The 21,950-nt window shown below is 73.4% G+C and carries 18 protein-coding genes; 7 read left to right on the top strand and 11 right to left on the bottom strand.

Annotation, left to right across the window (positions count from 1 at the left end; all coding sequences use genetic code 11):
- The first annotated feature begins 25 nt into the window (after positions 1-25).
- From WMF22_RS45985 to WMF22_RS45970, 4 genes are all read left to right on the top strand, one after another.
- On the top strand, positions 26-451 hold the full coding sequence (locus WMF22_RS45985) for a hypothetical protein (protein ID WP_438033863.1): 426 nt from the start codon (positions 26-28) through the stop codon (positions 449-451).
- Between the two features lie 65 nt (positions 452-516).
- Positions 517-2,055 carry an MYXO-CTERM sorting domain-containing protein gene (locus tag WMF22_RS45980; protein WP_438033862.1) on the top strand — a complete coding sequence of 513 codons (1,539 nt, stop codon included), beginning with the start codon at positions 517-519 and terminating at the stop codon, positions 2,053-2,055.
- A 294-nt stretch (positions 2,056-2,349) separates the two neighbouring features.
- A complete protein-coding gene (locus WMF22_RS45975; RefSeq protein ID WP_438033861.1) occupies positions 2,350-3,066 on the top strand; it encodes a helix-turn-helix domain-containing protein in 717 nt (238 codons plus the stop codon).
- 93 nt (positions 3,067-3,159) lie between these two features.
- Positions 3,160-4,320, top strand: coding sequence for an epoxide hydrolase family protein (locus WMF22_RS45970; protein WP_438033860.1), 1,161 nt, complete (start codon positions 3,160-3,162; stop codon positions 4,318-4,320).
- Positions 4,321-4,553: 233 nt separating this feature from the next.
- Here the strand turns inward: WMF22_RS45970 and WMF22_RS45965 are convergent, their stop codons facing one another.
- The 11 genes from WMF22_RS45965 to WMF22_RS45915 all read right to left on the bottom strand — a co-directional run bounded on the left by WMF22_RS45965 (position 4,554) and on the right by WMF22_RS45915 (position 17,965).
- On the bottom strand, positions 4,554-5,060 hold the full coding sequence (locus WMF22_RS45965; RefSeq protein WP_437296158.1) for a hypothetical protein: 507 nt from the start codon (positions 5,058-5,060) through the stop codon (positions 4,554-4,556).
- Complete coding sequence (locus tag WMF22_RS45960) at positions 5,050-7,413, bottom strand: glycosyltransferase (protein ID WP_438033859.1); 2,364 nt, start codon at positions 7,411-7,413, stop codon at positions 5,050-5,052. The genes WMF22_RS45965 and WMF22_RS45960 overlap by 11 nt, the downstream gene beginning before the upstream one ends.
- Positions 7,410-7,826, bottom strand: coding sequence for a hypothetical protein (locus WMF22_RS45955; RefSeq protein ID WP_437296156.1), 417 nt, complete (start codon positions 7,824-7,826; stop codon positions 7,410-7,412). Before WMF22_RS45955 ends, WMF22_RS45960 begins: the two co-directional genes overlap by 4 nt.
- 14 nt (positions 7,827-7,840) lie before the next feature.
- Positions 7,841-8,350, bottom strand: a complete 510-nt coding sequence (locus tag WMF22_RS45950; protein ID WP_012240970.1) for a hypothetical protein — start codon at positions 8,348-8,350, stop codon at positions 7,841-7,843.
- Positions 8,351-8,416: 66 nt separating this feature from the next.
- Positions 8,417-9,826 (bottom strand): hypothetical protein, encoded by a 1,410-nt coding sequence (locus WMF22_RS45945; RefSeq protein ID WP_437296155.1) that lies wholly within the window; start codon positions 9,824-9,826, stop codon positions 8,417-8,419.
- Between the two features lie 80 nt (positions 9,827-9,906).
- Positions 9,907-10,392: a DUF4150 domain-containing protein gene (locus tag WMF22_RS45940; RefSeq protein WP_437296154.1), complete on the bottom strand. Its 486-nt coding sequence runs from the start codon at positions 10,390-10,392 to the stop codon at positions 9,907-9,909.
- Between the two features lie 12 nt (positions 10,393-10,404).
- Positions 10,405-11,466 carry a hypothetical protein gene (locus WMF22_RS45935; protein ID WP_437296153.1) on the bottom strand — a complete coding sequence of 354 codons (1,062 nt, stop codon included), beginning with the start codon at positions 11,464-11,466 and terminating at the stop codon, positions 10,405-10,407.
- Positions 11,463-12,482: a DUF2169 family type VI secretion system accessory protein gene (locus WMF22_RS45930; protein WP_438033858.1), complete on the bottom strand. Its 1,020-nt coding sequence runs from the start codon at positions 12,480-12,482 to the stop codon at positions 11,463-11,465. The genes WMF22_RS45935 and WMF22_RS45930 overlap by 4 nt, the downstream gene beginning before the upstream one ends.
- A 2-nt stretch (positions 12,483-12,484) precedes the next feature.
- On the bottom strand, positions 12,485-14,518 hold the full coding sequence (locus WMF22_RS45925) for a DUF2169 family type VI secretion system accessory protein (protein WP_438033857.1): 2,034 nt from the start codon (positions 14,516-14,518) through the stop codon (positions 12,485-12,487).
- Positions 14,515-15,744: a TIGR02270 family protein gene (locus WMF22_RS45920; RefSeq protein WP_438033856.1), complete on the bottom strand. Its 1,230-nt coding sequence runs from the start codon at positions 15,742-15,744 to the stop codon at positions 14,515-14,517. Before WMF22_RS45920 ends, WMF22_RS45925 begins: the two co-directional genes overlap by 4 nt.
- Before the next feature lie 43 nt (positions 15,745-15,787).
- The gene (locus WMF22_RS45915) at positions 15,788-17,965 is read right to left on the bottom strand and encodes a type VI secretion system Vgr family protein (protein WP_438033855.1); all 2,178 of its coding nucleotides are present in this window, start codon (positions 17,963-17,965) and stop codon (positions 15,788-15,790) included.
- Between the two features lie 255 nt (positions 17,966-18,220).
- Between WMF22_RS45915 and WMF22_RS45910 the strand changes: the two genes are divergently transcribed.
- From WMF22_RS45910 to WMF22_RS45900, 3 genes are all read left to right on the top strand, one after another.
- On the top strand, positions 18,221-19,693 hold the full coding sequence (locus WMF22_RS45910; protein ID WP_438033854.1) for a hypothetical protein: 1,473 nt from the start codon (positions 18,221-18,223) through the stop codon (positions 19,691-19,693).
- 302 nt (positions 19,694-19,995) lie between these two features.
- Entirely contained in the window at positions 19,996-20,958 is a 963-nt protein-coding gene (locus WMF22_RS45905) for a hypothetical protein (protein WP_438033853.1), read from the top strand.
- Positions 20,959-20,987: 29 nt separating this feature from the next.
- A complete protein-coding gene (locus WMF22_RS45900) occupies positions 20,988-21,935 on the top strand; it encodes a glycosyltransferase family protein (RefSeq protein ID WP_438033852.1) in 948 nt (315 codons plus the stop codon).
- Positions 21,936-21,950: the final 15 nt, after the last annotated feature.

Here is a 21,950-nt window from a genome sequence, read left to right as displayed (position 1 = left end):
GGCGCTCGAGCACCTGCGGCCCTTCATGTCCGGCGCGCCGTGCCGGGTCATCCACGTCGGCGACGGCGCCCACGCCCGCACCGGGGCGTTGTTCGCGCTGAAGACGGAGGCGGAGAACGTCAGCGTCGATCCGGTGCTCAACGAGCCGCTTGTCGAGGCCTGGCGCACCCGATTCGGCATCCGCCGCTTCGCCTGGCAACGCGCCGACGTCTTCGCAGCCATCGAACGGCTCAACGCGTTGCCCGACATGCGCGTGCTCGTCACGTTCGTGCACGCCCACGTCCCCATCGACGATGTCCTCGCCCGGCTGCGCTGGAACGTCGCGTACACGCTCGCCTGCTGCCAGCCAGGTCATCAGCTGAGCCAGCGGCACGACGTGCTCGCGACCGGCGAGGACCCGTACGTGTTGTCCAGCGGACGGCGCTTTCAGGTGCTCGCCCCGCGCGCGTGAGCGCGGCCGTCACACGTCGCACGCGCCGTCTTGACGGACGAGCGCCCCCGCGCATCCTGGCAGCCATGTCGCCACGCCGCGCGTCCGTCGCTCCCCTCGCCCTGCTCACCTCCCTCCTCCTCGCCGCCCCCGCCGCGGCGGCCGTCGTGCCAGTCGGCACCACCGACGATCTCGTCGCCGCGATCGGCGCGGCCAAGGCCGGCGACGAGATCGTCCTCGCCTCGGGCACCTACGCCTTCGACGGCGTCTCGTGCGCGGCCGCAGGCACCGAGGCCGCGCCGATCGTCGTGCGCGCCGCCGAGCCGCTCGGCGCGATCGTCGAGCTGTCGGGCCTCGAAGGCTTCAAGGTCAGCGGCCCGAACTGGCACTTCGAAGACCTCGATATCCGCGGCGTCTGCGCCGACGACTCGGACTGCGAGCATGCCTTCCACGTGTTCGGCGCCGCCAGCCGCTTCACCCTCCGCCGCTCGAGGGTGCGGGACTTCAACGCCCAGCTCAAGATCAACGCCGCGCAGGTGGACGGCGTCTGGACGGCCCCCGACGACGGGCTGATCGAGCGATCGGAGCTGTTCGACACCCACCCGCGCAGGACCGGCAGGCCCGTCACCAAGATCAACATCGACGGCGGCAAGCGCTGGACCGTGCGCGACAGCTACCTGCACGACTTTCAGAAAGACGGCGGCGACGGTGTCAGCTACGCGGCGTTCATGAAGAGCGGCGGCTCGGACGGGCTCTTCGAGCGCAACCTCGTCGTCTGCACCACCGCCGGCTCGCCGGACGGGGCGCGCATCGGGCTGTCGTTCGGCGGCGGCGGCACGGGGGCGCAGTACTGCGCCCCGGCCTACGACCCCGACGTGCCCTGCGAGGTCGAGCACACCGGCGGGACGATGCGGAACAACATCATCGCGAGCTGCTCGGACGTCGGGATCTATCTGAACCGCGCGGCGGACACGCGGCTTCATTTCAATACGCTGATCGCGACGAGCGGGATCGACTTCCGCTTCGCGACGACAAGCGGCGTCGCGCGCGGCAACGTGCTCACGGGCAAGATCCGCGACCGCGACGGGGCCACGCACGAGGAGAGTGACAACCTGGCCGAGGTGGGGCTCGCGACGTTCCAGACGTGGTACGAAGATCCGGGTCTCGGCGACCTGCACCTCAAAGGGGATGTGGCGTCGCTCGTCGGCGAAGCGCCCGCCGAGGGCGCGGTGACCGATGATTACTGCGCGCGCGGGCGGCCGGGCAGCGGGAGCTTCACGCTCGGCGCGCTCGAACATTCGCTCGGCGACTGCGCGACGGTGCCGCCGCCGGGGCCCTCCGGCGACGGGGGCGCGGGCGGCGGCACCGCCGGCTCGGGCGGGATGGGCGGCGGCACCGCCGGCTCCGGCGGGATGGGCGGCGGCACGGGCGGCACGGGTGCAGGAGCAGGCAGCGGCACCGGCGCGGCCGGCGGGGGTGGCGACGCCTCCAGTGACGGCGAGGGCTGCAGCTGCCGCGCCGCGGGCGTCGGCGGGAATCACACCCTTGGCCTGCTGACGGCGGTCCTCGCCGCGTTCGCCCTCCGGCGACGACAGGCCTCCTCGCCGCGGAGCGACGCCCGCTAGAACACCGAACAGCTTGGCAACCATAAGAATGAGACGCCAGAAGACGCCAAAAGACGTCTAAAGACGCCAAGAGAACAATAAAATTCTGGCGTCTTTTGGCATCTTGGCGTCTTCTGGCGTCCCAACTTCTCGCTGTTTGCGTGGGGCTTCAACCCGTTTGTCGCTCCAGGTGGAGAGGGGCGACGACGATCCACCCGGGCTCGCGGTGGGCCGCAGCCGCCCGCGCCCGGCGTGGGAATTCGCCTTGCGGCGCGGGTCGGCCATACTGCGCAGCATGACGAAGGGAAGCTGCCCATGAGGACCACGCGCTCCATCCGCGGCAGCGACCACGCGCTGGTGCAGCGGATCACGCACGTCGCCTATGGCGACGACGCGCAGGACCAGTCCCTTCCCGACGGCTGCTGGGACCTCGTGTTCATGAAGCGGCGCGGCCGGCTGCAGGTGCTGCATACCGGTCTGATCACGCACCCGGTGACGCTGGGCTACGAGACCGGCGACGAGTACCTGAGCATCGCCTTCCGGCCAGGCGTGTTCATGCCGGGGGTGCCGGCGACAGGCATGCTGGACCAGGGCGTGCTGCGCCCGCTGGCGAATTCGCGCTCGTTCCTGCTGGGGCCGCACGCCTTCGAGGTGCCCGATCTCGAGAACGCCGACGATCTGGTGGCACGCCTCATCAGGGCCGGCCTGCTGGCGGCGGATCCGGTGGTGTTCCGCGTGCTGCAAGGCGATGCCGCCGGCACCAGCCTGCGCTCGGTGCAGCGCCGGTTCCTGAGCGCCACCGGCCTCACGGCCAAGCAGCTGTCGCAGATCCACCGCGCGCAGGCGGCGCTGCAGCAGCTGATGCACGGCGCTGCGCCGGCCGACGTGGCTGCCGCCTGCGGCTACGCCGACCAGGCGCACCTGGGCAATTCGCTTAAGCGGATCATGGGCAGGACGCCCGGCGAAGTGGCGCGGGCTGCGGCCCGGCCCCGGCCTGGGCGCGGAGGACCCAGACGGTCCCGCGAGGCCTGAGCCTGTCGTTTTCTTCCAAGACCGGGCCCACCCCGGTGAATACGGTCCCATCGCTGGCTCGCACCGGCGAACTCGACCAACCCGAGGGCCCCCATGCACTGCGACTCCGAGATCCACCCCTTCCGCATCGACATTCCGCAAGCCGACATCGACGACCTGCGCGAACGCCTGGCGCGCACGCGCTGGCCGGCGCAGCTGCCGGGCGGCGACTGGGTGAGGGGCGTGCCGGTCGCCTACCTGCAGCGGCTGGCGGCGCACTGGCAGCACCACTACGACTGGCGGCGCTGCGAGGCCCACCTGAACAGCCGCCCGCAGTTCACCACCCGGATCGATGGGCAGACGATCCACTTCGTGCACCTGCGCTCGCCCGAGCCGGGCGCGCAGCCCCTGCTCCTGCTGCACGGCTGGCCCGGCAGCTTTGCCGAGTTCGACCGCGTGGTGGACGCGCTGTCCGACCCGCGCCGCCACGGCGGCGACCCCTCGCAGGCGTTCCACCTGGTGATCCCGTCGATCCCGGGTCACGGGTTCTCGATGCCGCTGGCCGACGCCGGCTGGAACCACGGCCGCTGCGCCCGTGCGCTGGCGGCGCTGATGCAGCGCCTGGGCTACTCACGCTACGGCGTGCAAGGCGGCGACGTGGGCGCGTTCATCGCGGCGGAGCTGGGCCGCATCGACAGCGAGCATGTCAGAGGCGTGCACTGCAATGCGCTGGTGACGTTTCCCTCCGGCGACCCCGCCGAGCTGGAAGGGCTGACGGCCTCGGAGCAGCAGCGCCTGGAACGGCTGCAGAACTTCCGCGACCGGATGATGGGCTTCGCGCACATCCAGGGCACGCGGCCGCAGACGCTCAGCTACGGGCTGCATGATTCACCGGTGGGCCAGCTGGCCTGGATCGTCGAGAAGTTCAAGGAATGGACCGATCCCGCGGCCGCGCTGCCGGAGGACGCGGTGGGCCTGGACGCGCTGCTGGACAACGTGAGCCTGTACTGGTTCACCGGCACCAGCGGCCCCTCGGCCAACCTGTACTATGAAGCCTTCAACGACCCGTCCGGCTGGGCGCCCAGGCCGCGCGGCACCGTGCCCACGGCCGTGGCCGTGTCGCTGACGCAGGACGTGGCGGTGCGCCGGCTGGCCGAGCGCGACCACCACATCGTGCGCTGGACCGAGCTGGAGCGCGGCGGGCATTTCCTGGCGACGGAGACGCCCACGGCGCTGGCCGCCGATCTGCGGGAGTTCTTCGGTTCGCTGTCCTAGAACATTGATTACGTTGAAACCCGGAGAATTTTCACAGGGAGGCGGGGAGGCGGGGAGGAAGAAAAAAAGAACTTTTATCTCTTGCCGTCTCTCGCTCCCCGCCTCCCCGCCTCCCTGTGAAATTCCTGTTTTTTCTCGTGGTTTGAACCCGTTATCGCTCTAGGGCCTGCCTGCCCACACGACTTGCGCGCCCACGCCGGCGGGGGAAGCCGAGCCGCCTGCTCGCGCTCGGCTCACATGGCAGCCACGCGCAGCACGTCGGACCGTAGGTGAAGAAACGACGCGTGCACATAGCGCACGAACGGCGCCTTCAGGCCGAAGAACTCCGCCAGATCGACCTCGGCCGCCGCGCGGAACATCCCTTGATCCAGCACGGGAGCCTCGGTGCGGAGCGCCCCGCCCGCGAGGCTCCGGCAGGCGGGGGACGCCGACGCCGGGTGGACGGCGACCACGAGCGTGGCGGCCCACGGGGCGGCGGCGAGCCGCTCGCCGATGGAGCTCGGGTACCGGTAGCGGAGCGCGAGCACGCCGCCCCGCAGCGCGGCCTCGAGGACAGGCGCCGCGCCCGCCGCGGCCGGCGCCGGAGGGGCGGCCTTCCCCGCGGCAGCCGCGCCTTTCGCCCCCGCAGCCGCGCCCTTCGCCCCCGCCGCCCCGGGCGCGCCGCCGCACCCGCCGAGCGCCACGAGGCCGGCCCCCGCGGTGACCTGCGCGATGAACGCGCGCCGCCCCTCACTCGCCATGCGACGGCCCCTGGAGCCTGCGCCTGCGCGCCTGCCCCACCAGCATCCGCGCCGGCGTGATGCGGCCCAGCGCCGCGGCGCTCTCCTCCGCCGTCGGCCGCACGGGGTGACCCGGCGGGAGCTCGGCGACCATGCTCTGCCACAGCGCGAGCGCCCGGTGCTGGTAGATCTGCGCCAGGCTCGATCGCGGCGAGAGGAAGCGCTGGCCGAGCACCATCGCCCTCTCCAAAAAGGCGATCGCCTCGTCGTCGCGGCCGTCGTTCAGGAGGTGGAGCCCCTCGTTGTACCAGGGCATCGGATCCGCCGGATCCTCCTCGCGCATGCGCTGGTTCGCCTCAAGGTAGCGCGACAGCTTCTCTTCCATGACGCCGTCGTCCTTCAGGAAGCCGTAGTGCTGGATCTCCACGCCGGCCGCGCGGACGACGAGCTCCGGGTGCCGGTCGAGGCTCGGCTGCACCGTCTCGTGCACGGCGCGCCCGTACCGGATCCGCGCGTCGTTGCGGAACAGCCGCACGGCGATCGTCATGACGGGCGGGCCGTCCTTCTGATGATTGGCGATCTCGAAGGAATAGGCGTGGACGTCGAGGTCGTCCATGAGCCGCACGACGCGCGGCAGATCCCAGTGCGCGAGCTCCTCGTCCGGGTCGAGGCTCAATATCCAGGGCCGCGTGGCCATCTCCAGGCCCACGTTGCGCACCTCGGCCAGGTCGAGCCGGTCCGTCCGGTGGACGCGCACGCGGTCGGTGAACCGCCGCGCGATCTCGACCGTCGCGTCGTCGCTGCCGTTGTCGACGACGCAGATCTCGTCGACGAACGGCTCCAGGAACGCGAGGAACCGCTCCAGCCGCTCGGCCTCGTTCCTCGCGATGATGCAGAGCGATACGCCGGACGCGGGCGCGTACCTGCGCAGCGTCACCGTGTTGCTCGCGAGATCGGCCAGCTCGGGGGGCGCGCCCGCGCGCGGCGGCGTGTACGGGTCCGGCCGCCCGTGGAGCGCGAGCCGCGCCTGCCGCGACGCCTCGGTGTCGTAGCCGAGCCGCCGCACGCGGACGTCGGTGAAGCGCCCGCACCCGTCCGGCATCTCGGGGATGCCGCCGCCGGGCAGGCCGCCCTCGGCCCCGCGAGCGGCGCGCAGGCCCGGCTCGCTCCGGTACATGCGGTACCCCGACATGGCCCCGAGCGCGCCGTCCGCCCGGAAGTACGTGCGCGTCGGCTCCCAGAACGTGTACCAGTGGAAGCCGAGCGCCTTGATGTGCGGATCGGCGAGCTGCATGAGCCGCTCGGCGCGCGCGCGGTCCATCTCGAACACCTCGTCGGCGTCGACCGCGAGGATCCAGTCCGGGGAGAGCTCCGCCGCCATCTGCAAGGCGCGGTCGCGATCGCGCCGTCCATCGACGCCCGACGGCAGCTCCGTCCGCTCGTACCTCGCCACGGCGGGGTGCGACCGGGCGATCGCCCCCGTCCCGTCCGTCGATCCGTCGTCGAGCACGACGATCGCGTCGGCGAACCGCGCCGTCGCGTCGAGGCTCTCGCGCAGCGTCGCCTCCGCGTCCCGGACGCGGTACGCGGCCACGAGCCGCGTCTTGCCGGCGCGGCGGGCGCGCCACTTCTCGAAGAAGAGGTCCGCGCCCCCGAGGCCGCCCTGCGCGCCGGGGAACGCCTTGCTCAGCGTGGCGCTCCCCTCGTGGTGCACGTACACGTCGCTCGCGATCATGCACTCGAAGCCGCGCTCCTGCGCCCGCAAGGCGAGGTCGGCGCCCTCGTGGCCCACCGGGAAGAAGCGCTCGTCGAGCCCGCCGATCGCGGCGTAGACCTCGCGGCGCATCATCAGGCAGAAGGTCGAGAGGGCGAACGACGGCGCCCACCGTCGGCGGAACGCCTCGCGGTGCTCGGCCGCGAGCTCGTTCAGCGCCTCCGGCTGGAACGGCGGCGGGTTCTGCACCTTCTGCGGGCCGCGCGCGCTGTTCGTCACGGGCCCGACGAGCCCGACGCGCCGCGCGCCGGGCACGGCCCGCGGCGCCTCCTCCATGCACTCCCGCAGCCCCTCCAGCCACCTCGGGGTCACCACGACATCGTTGTCGAGCAGCACCAGGTAGTCCCCGGCCGCGACCTCGAGCCCCCGGTTCGCGCCGCCGGCCAGGCCGAGGTTCTCGTCCAGGAAGACCGTCTTGGCGGCGTCCCCGAGCCGGCGCGCGACGTCGGTGAGGTAAGCGGGGGTGCCGTCCTCCGAGCCGTTGTCGACGAACACCACCTCCGCGTCCGAGGGGAGCGTGCGGAGGAGGGCATCCACACATCGCGCCGTGTACTGGAGGTTGTTCCACGTGACGACGATAACGGAATAAACAGGCGTCATCGGGCACCGGGCGGGGCCATGAGGCGAACCACGTTGGAGACGTACTGGCGATACGCCGCGTGCAGATAGAACGCCCCGACCCGGGGTGCCAGGACGATCTCGCACCGGAAGCTGCCCACGAGGTCCGCGCCCACGTCGTCGATGTCGTCGGGGAAGACCAGCCTCGGCCCGAGCAGAGGCACGGTGACGCCGCCCTGCGCGGGGGCGTAGATCAGCGTGAGAAAGACGCCGCGGAGCACCTCGGCGCGCTCGACCTCGATATCGACGGCGGGCACACGCGAGCTGCCGTGGACGACGTGGACGAGGGCGCCGCCCTCGACGATGGGAGGGCCCGGCTGGGCGAGGACGACGCCAGCGCCGGAGGTCGCGGGCGTCTCCGCGGTCAGGCCGAAAGAGACGGATCGGACGAGCATGGGTTCACCGCCGGTCAGAATTCGATGGCCTTCTTGTCGACGAGATCGATGCCTATCACGTTCGACACGTAGTTCTCGAGGACGAGGTACACGTAGACGCTCGGCCGGTAACGGGGCACCGCCACGGCGCAGGGGAACGCGACGGTGACGTTGAGCCAGGCGCCCTGGTACCCCTCGGACGCGAGGCTGCCGCGGCCCGGCATCGGCAGCGCGGGCTCGGCGAGCTGGTTCGGGCCGTCGCGCTCGCCGGCCGGGAACTCGATGAACGTGTTGCGCGCGAGCAGGGCGCCGCCGTCCGCCTGCTCGATGTCGTGGACGACGAGGACCATCGACTCCTCGACGTCGCGGTAGCGGCTCGCGACGGCGTCCGGGAACAGGAACGAGGCCGAGACGTCGAGCTCCACCGTGCCCGCCGCGAAGGACACGCGCGAGATCGCGAGTCGGATGGCCTCCTTGCCGGCCGCGATCTCGGGCGAGCCCCCGTGCGGGGCGAAGCCAAAGGGTGTCCGGGGTTCGATCTCCATGGGGTCCTCTCGACGTGGGCGCGGCGCGGGGTCGAGAGCAGCGCGCCCCCGCCCCGCCCGCGACGTTCAGCCAAAGTGGTTCCAGCTGCGGGAGGTCTGCGCCGGCGTATCGAGGCGCACGCGGCGGATGCGCGGGGCGCACACGGGGCAGAAGACGCCGTCGTCGCGGTTGTAGTGGCCGGCGTGGTAGATGGTGCAGAGCCGCCCACCGAGCGCGGGCCACCAGTCGTACCGCTGGCCCGACGTGGTGGACGGGTCCGGCGTGAGGCCCGCGTTCGTGTTGCAGTGCGGGCCCTGCCCGCCGAACTGGTCGGTGTACCAGCGGGGGTTGGCGAGCTGCGTGGCGAGCGCCACGCCGGCCGCGCTGTACTGCGGCTCCTGCCGGACGGTCTGCCCGATGCCGTGCCCCATCTCGTGGACGAAGGTGCCGAGGACCGCCGTCTCGCTCCGGCCCGGGCCCGTGCACCCGACGACGCAGAAATTGCCCCAGCTGTAGCCGTTGATCGAGCTCTTCCAGATGAACGAGAAGGTGAGGTTGTACGTGTTGCCCGGCGTGGCGAGGTGGGCCGTGAGGCCCGGCAGCGTGGTGAGGTTCCAGTTCACGCGGTTCGGCGACCCGGGCGTGAAGGTGAAGTACGCCCGCACGTCGGTGGCGCCGGCCGCCGGCCACGACGCCTGCGCCGTCCACATGAAGTTGTTGCCGTTCGTGGGGTCGCGCCACACGGTGCGGAACGTGGTGATGCTCCCGACCGCGTTGTTCGCCGTGGGGAACGCGCGCCGCTCCAGCTGGGTGTAATAGCAGTTCGGCACCAGCAGGAAGGCCATGTGAAGCGGCTTGTCGGTCAGCGTGCCTCCCCCGGGGGGCGCGCCGCCGACGCGCAGGTTGAGCAGCGCGTTCGGGCCGCCGTTCATGAACGGCCAGTCGAAGGTCGGCGAGCTGACCGCCTGCTGCGACAGGCTCTGGAAGTCGACGCGGGCCGAGTCCACGGTCGCGAGCGCCGGGAGGACCGCCCTGCGCTCCAGCTCGATGAAGTGCCGCGCGAACTCGCCCACGAACCGCGGATCGATGTTGTTGTACGTGGCGAGCGTCTGCGCGCCGGAGTACCAGACCGTATAATAGAGCTTTCGCCACGTCTGGAACTCGTCGGTGGCGAGGAACTGGGCCCGCTGCCCGTCGCGCGACGCCTTGACCTTGTACTTGTCGCCGCCGATGTGCGTGAACGTGAGCGTGTTGTCGAAGTGGTGCCCGGCGCCGACCGTCACCCCGGGGGCCGCGCCGTGCGCGAGCCGTGTGCGCTCGGTGAGCGACTGGAAGGCGAGGCTCTCGTTGCCCGGGTCGGGCTCGATCCACCAGTCCACGCGGTCGCCGGGCGCGACGTTGGGCACCTGGTTGGGCGTGACGCGCAGCTGCCGCACAGGGCCGTTCACGCCGGTCGCGGCGGCAGGGAGGTTCACATATTGCTTGATCGTCGGCATGCGAGAGCTCCAGGACGAATCAGCGGGGGGTCCGGTCCATCAGCGCGGCGCGGGTCGAGGCCCGCTCCGCGGCCGCCCCCTCAGAACACCTCGATCTTGTCGACGCCCCAGTCCTTGGGGTTCTCGGGCGCGGGCGGGGGCTCCTCCATGACGATGACGATGAGCGGCGGCTGGATGACCGGCGTGGGCGGGGTGTTCTTGCTGTTGTGGAGCATGAGATCGAGCGCGCGGGCGCAGCCCTTCCCCTCGACCTTGACGTCGAACGAGTAGCTGATGAACTCGGCCTTGTTCATGTTCACGCCGGAGGCGACGCCCCCATTCGTTCCCGCCTCGTCGCCGCTGCTGCGCGAGAAGTTGCTGTCCTGATGGCAGATGGGGTTGCCGTCGGCCTTGACGTTCTTCGCGGTGCTCGCGGCGTCGGACGACATGGCGATGTTGGGATAGGGGACGGGGACCGGCGGGGCGGGCGGCGCCGGGGTGAGGCACACGTCCGGAAAGGCGATGGTCATTCCATTGCTCGCGGCGTGGACGACCGTGCGTGAGTTGACTCCTACGGTGACAGGCATATCGCTCCTCCTTCACGCCCTCTTCGCTGCAGCCGAGACGAGGCACACGGCGGCGCGCGTCCCGTCGCCGGAGCCCGCGAAGAGCGCGGCGCGCGCCTCGGGGGACGCGCCGCGCTCGAACGATCGCACGCACGCGGCCGCGAGGCACCCGCCGGTCGCGGCGCCGACGTCGCCGTAGCCGTCGGCGGGGTGCCACAGCGCCCGGACGCCCCCGAGGAGCGCGGGCGCGCGGACGCGCGCGAGCCCCCACTCCTTGGCCCGGTAGCTCTCGCCGTTGAGATCGCAGAGGACCCACGCGGGCGGGCCGCCCGCGGCGCACGCGGCGGCGAGCGCCGCGGCGAGGGCCTCGCCCGAGGGGGGATCGCCGCTCTCGATGAGATGGGGCTCCTCCCCGGCGCCCGAGCCCTCGATCTCGGCCAGGATGGGGGCGCCGCGGGCCTCGGCGCGGCGGCGGTGCTCGACGAGCAGCGCGGCCGCGGCCTCGCCCGGGATGAAGCCGTCGAGGTTGCGGCGGCTCTTGAGGCGGCGCGCGTGGTCGAGCGCCTCGAGCAGCCCCACGTCGACCAGGGCGTCGGCGCCGGCCACGATCCAGGGCGTGCCAGGGTCGGCCTCGACGGCGCGCGCCGCGTGGGCCAGGCCGAGGAGCATCGCCGCGTGCCCGTCGGGGGCGAGGAGGCCGCGGGTCACGGCGTCGACCCCGGCGGCGTCCGCGACCCGCTCCCGGAAGGCGTCGCGCAGCTCGTGGTGGTGCGCGGCGGGGCCGGGCGAGGGGCGCGCGAGGAAGAACGAGGCGTCCTCCAGGTCGGCGCGCGCGAGGTCGCCGGAGGTGGCGAGGTCCTGGAGCGCCAGCGCGAGCAAGCGGACCGGGAGGTCGAGCGCGCGGGGGAGATCGGTGTACGCCGCGACGACGGAGAAGGGCTCCTCCGGGCGGGGCGGGTCGGCGGGGAGGCAGGGGTAGCTCGGCCACTCGCGGAAGCGCGTGAGGCGGGCGCGGACCGCGGCGGTGGTGGACGCGGCGGTGTCGCCGAGGGCGGTGACCATGCCGGCGGCGGTGATGACGGCTCCGGTGCTCATGCGGGCGCGGGCTCCACCTCGATGCGGCGCACGCGGAAGAGATCGCGACCGACGGGCATGGCGCCCCGGTACACGAGCACGGCGCGGAGGTCGTCGGGCTCGAGGACCACGGTGTCGAGGACCAGCGGGAGCGGGCGGCGCTCGGAGTCGATGAGGACCACGGCGCGAGGCGCCGCGGGGGGCAGCGAGAAGCGCTGCGGGCCGAGGGGGCTCAGGTGCACGAGCTCGACCGGCTCGCCGCCGCGCAGGTGCGGCGTGGCCACGAGGCGCGGGTGCGCGCCCTGGTGGTAGCGCGGGTCGAAGGCGGCAGGCAGGAACGGCGACGGGACGGGAGGCGGCGACCCGGCAGGAGGCGGCGACGCGGGGTCGGGCGCCGTGGCGGCGTAGCGCAGGCGCGGCTGCCAGCTGCGCCCGATGAAGCCGAGGCCGACGGGCTCGGGGCGATCGTCCGGCGAGCGGAGCGGCTTCCTGGGATCTTCGAGGTTCGGCATGGCGAGGTGCGCGAGGTCGACGAGCGAGCGGCGCGCCCGGAACCCGCGCCCGACGGGGTTGCGCGGCTCGACCTCGTGGTCGGCGGGGGACTCGGCGGACTCGTCGCGCCCGCCGAACGCGCGCTCGTACACGAGCGGCATCCGCTCGAAGGGCGCGGGGGACGCGGGGCGCGCCCAGGTGCGGTCGCCGAAGACGGCGAGGGTCGCGCGGATCGGGCCGACGCGCACGGAGACCTGGACCTCGGCGTCGCGGCGGCCGGGAGGGTACGCGTGGCCGAGGACCACGACGTCCGTGCCGACCTTGTGCGGCGCGAGGTCGCTCTCGTAGCGCACGCTCGAGAGGCCCGGCTCGCCGTGGAAGGCGTCGGCGTGCTGGAGCGGCACCTGCTCGGCCGCCGGCGCGAGGCGGCCGCCGGCGTGGATGGCGAGCGTCGCCTTGACGAGGACGACGAGCACCTCGGCGCCGGCGGCGTCGACGTGGACGATGCGCTCGGCGACGAAGGGGGTTCGGTTGCGGAGGTCCATGTTCAGGTGGGCGTGGGCGCGGCGTCGGGCACCGAGCGGAGGAACGAGGCGCCGAGGCCGTCGGCCGCGACCTTCGCGGGGCGGCGCTTGCGCGGCGGGATGAGCGGCTCCGACGAGGGGCGCGCGTCCGGGGCGAGGCGCGGACGGCGCGGCCGCGCGGGGCGCCGGGCAGGGGCGGCTGCGGAGGCCGCCGCAGCGGGCCAGGGTGAGGCGGCGGGCGATGATCCCAGGGCGTACGACGGCGCGATGCGCGGCTGGGCGAGGGCGTACGACGGCGCGACGGGCGGCGGCGAGGCGACAGGCGCCGGGGCCGCGGCCGCGCCGGACACCCACGGCGAGCTCGGCTCCGAGGCGGCGTGGGGCGCCGCGCCCGACACCCAGGGCGAGGAGCGCTCCGGCGCGGACGGCGCGGGAGGGTGCGCAGGCGGCGCCTGGGGAGCCGCGGGGACGGGCGCGGACGGCGCTGGCGCGAACGGCAGCGCGCCGGACGCCGCCGCCGGCGATACGAACGGCAGCACGCCGGACGCCGCCGGCGCTCGGAGCGGCCCCGCAGGCGACGCCGCGGCGGGGGCGGCGAACGGCAGCGCCCACGCCGCCGCGCCATCGCGGGCGCCCGGGGAAGACGGGGCGGCGGGCGCGAACGGCAGCACCCCGGAAGCTGCGCCCGCCGCCGCCGGCGCCACGAAGGGCAGGCCGCCGCGCCGCGGCTCCGCGGGCGGTGTCCCCGCCGCGGCGGGCATCTCCGCCGTGCCAGACCTCGCGAGGCGCAGTGCTTCCGCGGAGGCCGCGGGCGACCGGAACGGCAAGGCGGGGTTCCGAGGCCCTTCGTCCGGATCGACCGCCACCGTCCCGGACAGCGGATGCTCCGCCGCGCGCCCCGCCCGCTGCGGGCTCGCCGCCGCCGGCGCCTCCTCCGGATCGAGCGCCACCGTCCCCGCCAGCGGGTGCTCCGCCGCGCGCCCCGCCCGCTGCGGGCTCGCCGCCGCCGGCGCCTGCGCCGCTCGCGCCCGCTGCGGCGCCGCCTGCGCCCGCTCCGCGCCTACCGGCGGCGCTGCCGCGACGTCCCACGGCACCGCCTCGCCCGGGAGCGCGACCCTGGCCGTGACCCGGACGCTGGCGAGGATCTCCTCGCCCGGCAGCAGCGCGCTGGCGCGCCACACGAGCGAGCAGAGCCAGCGATCGGCGTCGATCACGAGCATGTCGGCGACCAGCGGCAACGCCTGCGGCTGCGCCGCCCCCCCGAACGCGACCCGCGCCTCGGCGACGGGGCCCGGCAACCAGGCCTCGATGCGGTCGAGATCCGGGTGCATCCCCTCGATCAGGATCCACTCGTTCCCCCGGAGGTACGGCGTCTGCTGGTCGGCCGGCGCCGCCTGGAAGTACGCCCAGTCGAAGCCGTCCGGGACCACGGGCCACGGGGCCTGCACGCCGCGCGGATCGGCGTTGCCCAGCCGGCGCTGCCGCGCAGGCCAGTGCGCCGCGATCGGCCCGAGGCCGGCGGCGCGCGCCGGCTGCCGGGGATCGATGATGTTGGGCGCGCGGCCGGCGCGCGGATCGACGCCGGCCGGGTTGTCGGGGTCGGCCGCCCCGCCGAGGGCGCGCTCGTAGCCGAGCGGCATGGCGAGGAACGGCTGCGGGGCGCCGCGGCCGTTGCCGCCGCGGTCGCCGTAGACGTGCAGGGCCTTGTCGAGGAGGACGGCCGCGTCGAGGCCGACGCGCAGGCGGACGGGGACGAGCGGCGCCGGGCTCCGCCCGCGGGCCCAGGCGTGGCCGCCGAGGAGGATGTCCGCGCGCGGAAGGAACGGGGCCATCTCCGCGGCCGCCGAGATGGCGGCGCGCGGGTCGGCCGCGGCGCGCGCCGCGCGCACGTCCGCCGCGACGATCGGCGCGGGCGGGAGCGGCGACATGGCGCGCTTGTGATCGAGCCGGAAGGTCGCCTTGACGACCACCGCGAGCATCACCCGCCCCCGGGAGCGGAAGGGGCGCACCGCGGCCGCGGCGTGCCCGAGGGCGCGCGGCGCGGGCGGCGCCCTCACGGCGAGGCCCCGAGCGCGGCCCTCTGCCGCTCGACCCGCGCGGCCACGTCGAACAGCGGGCGGCCGGGCGCGCGCGCCGCCCGCTCGAACGCGGCGCCCGCGCGGCGCCGCTGGCCGCCGAGACGGAGCACGCGATCGAGCGCGCCCTCGTCCAGCGGGCGGCCGTCGACGTGGCGCACCCCCGGCGCGAAGCGCCCGCGGTGCGCCGCCCAGAGCGCCCGCGCGTTCGCCCCGTGCGGCCACGAGAGCTGCGTGTCCGGGTCCATCTTCACGCTCGTGTCGCGCGGATCGTCGCTCGGCCCGGCGTCGAAGCCGGGCGCCAGGGCCCCGCGCAGCGCCCCCTCGATCGGCGCGCCGGTGATGCGCGAGAGCGCCTCGCCGGCGAGCCGCGCGAGCGGCGCGACGGTGAGCCGGTCGAGCACCCACGGCAGCAGCGCCGGATCGCCCAGCGCCCCCGCCGCGACGAGGCAGACCCGCCCGAGCCCGGGCGACCGCATCAGCGCCTCGATCCGGCGGCGGGCCTCGCCCGGCGGGCTCACGCGGGCGGCGCAGTCGGCCGCCTCCTCGGCGAACGCGCCGCTCCGCCCGGCGACGCTCCACAGCGCCTCGTCCGCGCCGCGCGCCCCGAGCAGCGCGCCGGCCCACGCCGACCAGAACCGCTCGGCCTCGTCGTCCGAGCCCCACGCGCCGCGGAGCTCGCCCGCCAGATCGACGCGGCCCAGCGCGCCGGCCGCGCGGAAGGCCAGCGCGCGGACCGCCGCGTCGCCGTCGCAGATCGCGTAGCCGAGGAATTGCCCGGGATCGCGTCGGTGCGCCACGCACGCGGCAAGCGAAAGGCGGCGCAGCGCCGGCGGCTGCGCCCCCGACAGCATCGGCGCCACGATCGCGAACGCGTCGGCCGGCGACGCCCACGCGAGGGCGCCCGCGACGCCGGCGGCGGGCTCGTCCGCCTCCTCCGTCGCGTCGAGCACGGCCGCGAAGCCCGGGAAGTCGCGCGCCTCGACCGCGGCGATGGCCGCCGCGAAGAACGCGCCCGGATCCTTCGTCGAGAGGGCGGCCAGCGTGAGCTCCCAGCCGGGCTCCCCCGCGATCCGGAGCCCATCGAGGTGGGCCTCGACGCGCTCCTCGAGCTCCGCGAGATCGGCCAGCGTGTAGTGGTGCGACCTCACGGCCATCTCGCGGAGCTCCCAGAGGAACGACGCCATCTCCGCGTGATCAGCCACCACCTCGTGAACCATCCGCCTCGGCTCCGATCCTGCGCCACGCCGCTCAGTTGATGTCGACCCCGCTCCCCGAGAGCTTGATGTTCGAGCCCGCCTTGACGCTCACGTCGCCGTCGCTCTTCACCTCGACCTTGGCGCCCTCGACCTTGACGGTGCCCGAGCCCTTCACGGTGATGTCCGACCCCTCGACCGTGATCTTGCCGGAGCTGTCGACGATGATCTTGCCGCTCCCGCACTCCAGCGTGAACTTCTCGCCGACCTTGACGGTCTTCTTCGCGCCGACGGACTCGGTCGCGTCCACGTCGATGTTCCGGGTCTCGGTGCCGCCGACCGACAGCGAGTCGTCGCTGCCGACGGTGGTGTTGCGCTTCGAGCCGACCTCCAGCGTCGCGCGATCACCCACCTTGACGGTCTCCTCGCCGCCCACCGTGAGCTCGCGCTTGCCGCCCACCGACTCGATGTCGTCCTTCCCGACGTCGGTCTTCCGGCTCTGCCCGATCTTCAGGCTCGCGTCCTCGCCGATATCCACGCTCTCGCTCTTCACGACGCCGAGCGTGCGGTTCGCGCCGATCTTCTCGTTGTGATCCTCGCCGACCTCGGTGGTCTTGAACGCGCCGATCGACTCCCACTGGCTGTTGTCGATGCGCTTCTTCCGGTCGTGGCCGACGGTCAGGCGCTCGTCGTGGCCGACGGACTGGGTCTTGTCGTTCTCGACCTCGATGTTCCAGTCCTTCTGCGCGTGCAGGTAGATCTCCTCCGCGCCTCTCCTGTCCTCGAACCTGAGCTCGTTCGAGCCGCCGCCGCCCGGCGAGGTGTCCGACTTGATGGTGCTCTTCGTCTTCTCGGCCGGCAGCGCGTAGGGCGGCACGTTCGCGCCGTGGTAGACGCGCCCGACGATCAGCGGGCGATCCGGATCGCCCTCGAGGAAGTCGATGACCACCTCGTGGCCGATGCGCGGGATGTACATCGAGCCCCACGCGGCGCCCGCCCAGATCTGGCTCACCCGCATCCAGCACGAGCTCTGCTCGTTGCGGCGCCCCTTCCGGTCCCAGTGGAACTGCACCTTCACCCGGCCATAGATGTCCGTGTGGATCTCCTCGCCCGCCGGGCCCACGACGATCGCCGTCTGGATGCCGCGGGGCGTCGGCTTGGGCGTCTGCACGGGCGTGCGGTAGGGCACGTCGTCCGGGATGCACTGGAATCGATTGGAGTACCCGACGACGGTCTCCTGCGACTCCCCCCCGACGGCCCGCGAGCCGAAATGGTCGACGCGCGTGATCAGGTATCCGCGGTTGAAGCTCTCGCGGCCGTGGTCCTCGAGCGTGAAGGTGGCCCCGGGCATGAACCGGAGCACGCTCCCCTGCCCCTCCGCCGTGCGGCGCACGAGCTGGAGCTGCTCGAGCCGGAGCTTCGCGAGCTGGGTGCCCTCCTCGGGCAGATCGTGCTCGGTGGCGTACACGTACACCTCGAGATCGGTGTCGCGGTCGGCCTCCGCCTCCCCCTCGAGGCTCAGGCTGGGCTTCTGGAAGTTGTAGTCGCGGACGGTGACCTTGCCGGGCCGGACCTCCTCGGCCATCGAAAAGCGGGAGACGGCCTCGCGCGCGGCGAGCGCCCCGCCGGCGGCCCGGTACGGCACGACGCCCGGCGCGTCGATGGGCTCGTGGACGAACGGCGCGTCACCGAAGACGAGCACGTGGTTGTCGGCCTTGTGCTCGAAGAAGCAGAACATGCCTGTCTCTTCCATCAGGCGGCTGATGAACGCCCAGTCGGTCTCGGCGTACTGCACGCTGTACTCCCGCCGATCGTGGGTCATCGCCGTCGAGATGCGGAACTCGTCCGACGACAGCCCCGCCGCGCGGAGCACCTTGTCGATGATCTCCGGCGCCGTCGCCTCCTGGAAGATGCGGTAGTCGTGCCGGTGCTGCAGGCGCCACGCCCGCGGGACGACCGTCGCCAGGTACGTGGTGACCGCGCGCCCCTCCTCGTGCTGCTCGAAGCGCGCGACGATGCCGTGGATGTACCGAGTCGACGCGTCGGTCCGGATCGTGAGCAGGCACGTTTGCCCGACCAGCCCGTCGAACGCCAGCGCGGCGTCCGTCGACGCGAGGGTCACGCGGAAGTGGAACAGCCGCGATATGCCCTCATGGCCCTCGATCCGCGCGACGCGCCACGGATCGGTCGCGCCTTCCACAGCGAAATCAAACTCGATCGCACCGTCCGCCATCGGTCGCCTCGCCCTCGCACGTCCCGGAGCCCGAGCCGTCGAGCCTACCATCGCTCGCCGGCCGGGTGGGCACATTCACGCGCGCCGGCGCTGTCGACAGGCCGGCGCACGTGCCGTCGACATGGCGTCGACATGCCGGCGCACCCCCCGTCGACATGCCCGCGCGCGTCTTGACGAACGGTTGACGCACGGCGAGGGCGGGCCTAGTCAGATAGGGCGCCGGGGGGGACAGCGGACAGCGGATCGCGCGGATTCATGGGCAACGTCTGGCAGGTCGTCGATGCGTACGGAGACGTCGGCTTCGTCCGCGCAGCCGGCGCGGTCCTGCCCGAGGGCGCGGAGCCGATCGAGCCGCACCTGGCCGCCCTCGAGGTGCCCGCCTGGTTCCCTTCGGAGGCGCCGGACCGCGAGCGCGTCGATCTCCTGAGCGAGCTGTGCGCCGCGGGCGCCGGCATCGTGTCGCTCGACGCGGCGCGCGAGCTCGACCTGCTCCGCGAGCGCGTCGCCGAGCTGCTCCGGACGGGGTGCCTCCTCGCCTTCCGCGGCCCGCCGCCGCGCGCCCCCGAGGCGCGCAGGCCGCTCGAGGTGCCGCCGCCGGCGCAGCCGGCGCCGAAGGCGCCCGACGTCGTACACGCGCTTGTCGGCGTGATCCAGGTCGACTTCGCGGCGAACCACGCGGTGGAGCGGGACTCCCTCGGCAACTTCCCCTCCCCCGAGTGGCTGAGCACCCGGCAGGCGGCGGATCAATCGCCTGTCTGCTACGTCCGCGGCGCGCGCGTCCCGCTGGCCGTGGTGCTGCGCGTGCTCCGGCCGCCCACCGGGACCGAGTCCGTGCAGCTGCGCGGCCGCGCCATGGCCGGCGGCGTGACGCTCGAATGGACGTGCACGGTCAGCGTGTCGCCCGGGTCGGTCGACGTCTCCACGCCCTCGATGACGAGCAGCGCGCCGCTGCCGGACGTCGTCGCCTGCTACGATCCGCTGACGATCGCGTGGGAGGCGAACGCCGCCGGCACCGGCTGGGTCGGCGCGGGCACGACGGCGCACCTCGTGTACGCGGTGCTCGGCGCGCCGGCCGGCACGGTCCACTGGACGCTCGTGGACATCTCGTGCCGCGCGGCCCAGGGCGAGACGACCGAGGGGCGCGTCGTGTCCCAGAGCTTCGTCCCCTTCGCGACGCGGGCGCTCACGCGCAAGCGCGACGGCGTGGGCCTCACGTACTGGAACCCGAACACGACCACCTGCACGAACACCCGCCTGCTCCTCGCGAGCGCCGACGGCAGCGGGCAGTGCGGCTCGTGGGCCGAGCTCTTCATCGACATGCTCAAGGTCCACGGCATCACCAGCGCCGACAAGGTGGTGGTCGTCGTCACGGTGCCGGCGTGGACCTCGGGGTCCCAGGGCTTCCTCGTGAAGAACTGGCAGTGGAACGCGGCCACGCAGCCCGCCCCGTGGACCCACCGCATGGGGACCGACGTGGTCAACCTGCCGGGGATCCCCGGCCAGCGGAACCCCGAGCCCCCGCCCGCGTTCTTCAACCATTTCATCGTCGTGCACGGCGGCCAGCTCTACGACCCCTCGTACGGCGGCGGGCCGTTCGCCGACGCGGCCACGTGGGAGACCGGCGCGATCGACGGACTGTTCGCTGCCGCGCTCGCCGGCTATCCGAAATCGTCGAACCCGCAGGCCCTCGTGCAGCTGTGGAACATGCGCACGAACGCCCGCATCTAGAGCACCGACCAGCTTGGAAACCAGGGGAATGAACCGCCAAGGCGCCAAGGACGCCAAGAAGACAATAAAATCTTGGCGTCCTTGGCGCCTTGGCGGTTCAATTTCTTGCTGTATGCATGCGATTTCAACCCGTTTGTCGCGCTAGCGCAGCGCGGAGGTCGACCGGCATGCCCTCGCCCCTCTCGACCGCCGCGCCCCTCTCGACCAGCGCCCCCAGGAGGCCGCGCCGCGGGCCTCCCGCGCCCGCGCTCCTCGTCTGTCTCGCCGCCGCCGCGTGCCGCCCCGCCCCCGGATCTGCGCCCATGAACGAAACGCCCCCTCCGCCTCTCGCGCTCTCTGCCGCCGCGCTGCCCGACGCCCCGCTCGCGGACGCCCTGCGCCTCGTCGCGCTCGACGGGGCGCCCGTGCTGCTCGCGTCGTCGACGCACAGCGCGGCCCCGCCGCACCGCACGGACATCTGGGCCTTGCCGCTCGCGGGCCGCGGTCCGTCGGGCGCCGTCGCCACGATCCCGCAGCTCTTGCCCGCGCTGCCCCGCTGGGACGCCGCGGCGGCGGACGGCGGCGCGCTGTCGTTCGTGGTGGAGGTCGCGGGCGGCGCGGTGAACGCGCTGGTCCGGCTCGACGGCGCCTCCGATGCCCGCACCTCGCTCACGGCGCACCGGCCGTTCGCGAGCTTCAGCGGGCCTCGGTTCGTGCGCGGCGCGGGCGCCGGCTCGCTCCCAGCGCCCTCCCCCGGCGCCGTGTCCGCCGTCGTCGACAGCGCGACGGCGGTCGTGCTGGAGGCCGCGGCGGCCGGCGGCGGCCCGGTGGACCACCCGATCGGCGAGTGCATCGATGTCGTGGTCCTCGCCGGGTCGCCTGGCCCCACCGCGGTGTGCAAGCGCGTCGCCCCCGGCGCCTCGCGCGGCGGCGCGCTGCCCGGCACCGTGCGCGTCTCGGCCCGCGATGCGGCGTACGGCCCTGCCGGCGCCGAGGAAGCGCCGTTCGGCGACCGCCGCGTCTTCGAGCTCGACGCCGACCGCGCGGGCGGCGGGCTCGTGATCGTCGCGACGTCCGCCGCCCACCTGCTCGTCGCGCACCGGCCGGCCCCGGGCGCCGCGTTCCGCGTGCTCCCCGTGGACGCTGGCGGCGCCGATCCAGCGACGTTCTCGGCGCCGTGTGTGCTGGTCACCGATCGCACCGTGACGCTCGCGGTGCTCTCGAAGGCGCGCACGCCCGACGCGCGCGCGCTCGTGGCCAGCTGGCCGCTGGACCCGCCGCCCTGACGGGCGCCGCCGTCGTGGCCCCCTCCCCCATGCGCCGTCGCGTCCTGTACATCGGCAATTTCGGCCCGTCGTTCTCGACCGAGAACCACGTCGGCGAGAGCCTGCGAGCGCTCGGCGTCGAGGTCGTCCAGGCCCAGGAGAACGCGTTCACCCTGGGCGAGCTCGACGGCATGGCGCGCGACGTCGATCTGCTGCTCTACACCCGCACCTGGGGCCTGCGCGGCGACGCGCTGCGCTGGATCACGCAGCTGCCCATCCCGACGGCCTCGTACCACCTCGACCTGTACGCCGGCCTCTCGCGCGGCCGCGATCTGCGGCTCGACCCGTTCTGGCGCACGCAGCACGTGTTCACGCCCGACGGCGGGAGCGAGGCGTTCTTCCGGGCGCAGGGCGTGCGCCACCATTACCTCAAGCCCGGCGTGTACGGCGCCGAGTGTTATCTCGCGGAGGTCGACCCTGGCGTCGCGGCCGACGTCTGCTTCGTGGGCTCGTACGATTATCATCCGGAGTGGCCTTATCGCAGGCGCCTCGTGGATTTCCTGTCGGAGACGTACGGCCGCCGCTTCGTGAAGCACGGCTCACCGGAGAGCTGCGTGCGCGGCGACGCCCTCAACCGCCTGTACGCCTCCGCGAAGATCGTCGTGGGCGACAGCCTGTGTGTCGGCTTCGATCACCCGCATTACTGGTCCGATCGCATCTACGAGACGCTCGGCCGGGGGGGCTTCATGATCCACCCCTACATCTTCGGCCTGGAGGAGGAGTTCCGCGATCGCGAGCACGTGGTCTTCTATCCGTTCGGCGACTTCGCGGCCCTGCGGCGCCTCATCGACTATTATGTGAAGCACGACGACGAGCGCGAGGCGATCCGGCGGGCCGGGCACGCGCGCGTCAAGGCGAGCTTCACGTATGTGCACCGCATGCGCCAGATGCTCGGCATCCTCGGCGAGCACCACGCGGGGCTGAGGGGCTGGGTGTGACCCTGGGTGCTTCCG

It is taken from the genome of Sorangium sp. So ce204 (assembly GCF_051526795.1).
Taxonomy (GTDB): domain Bacteria; phylum Myxococcota_A; class Polyangia; order Polyangiales; family Polyangiaceae; genus Sorangium; species Sorangium cellulosum_B.
This window is presented reverse-complemented; position numbering and strand designations above follow the sequence as displayed.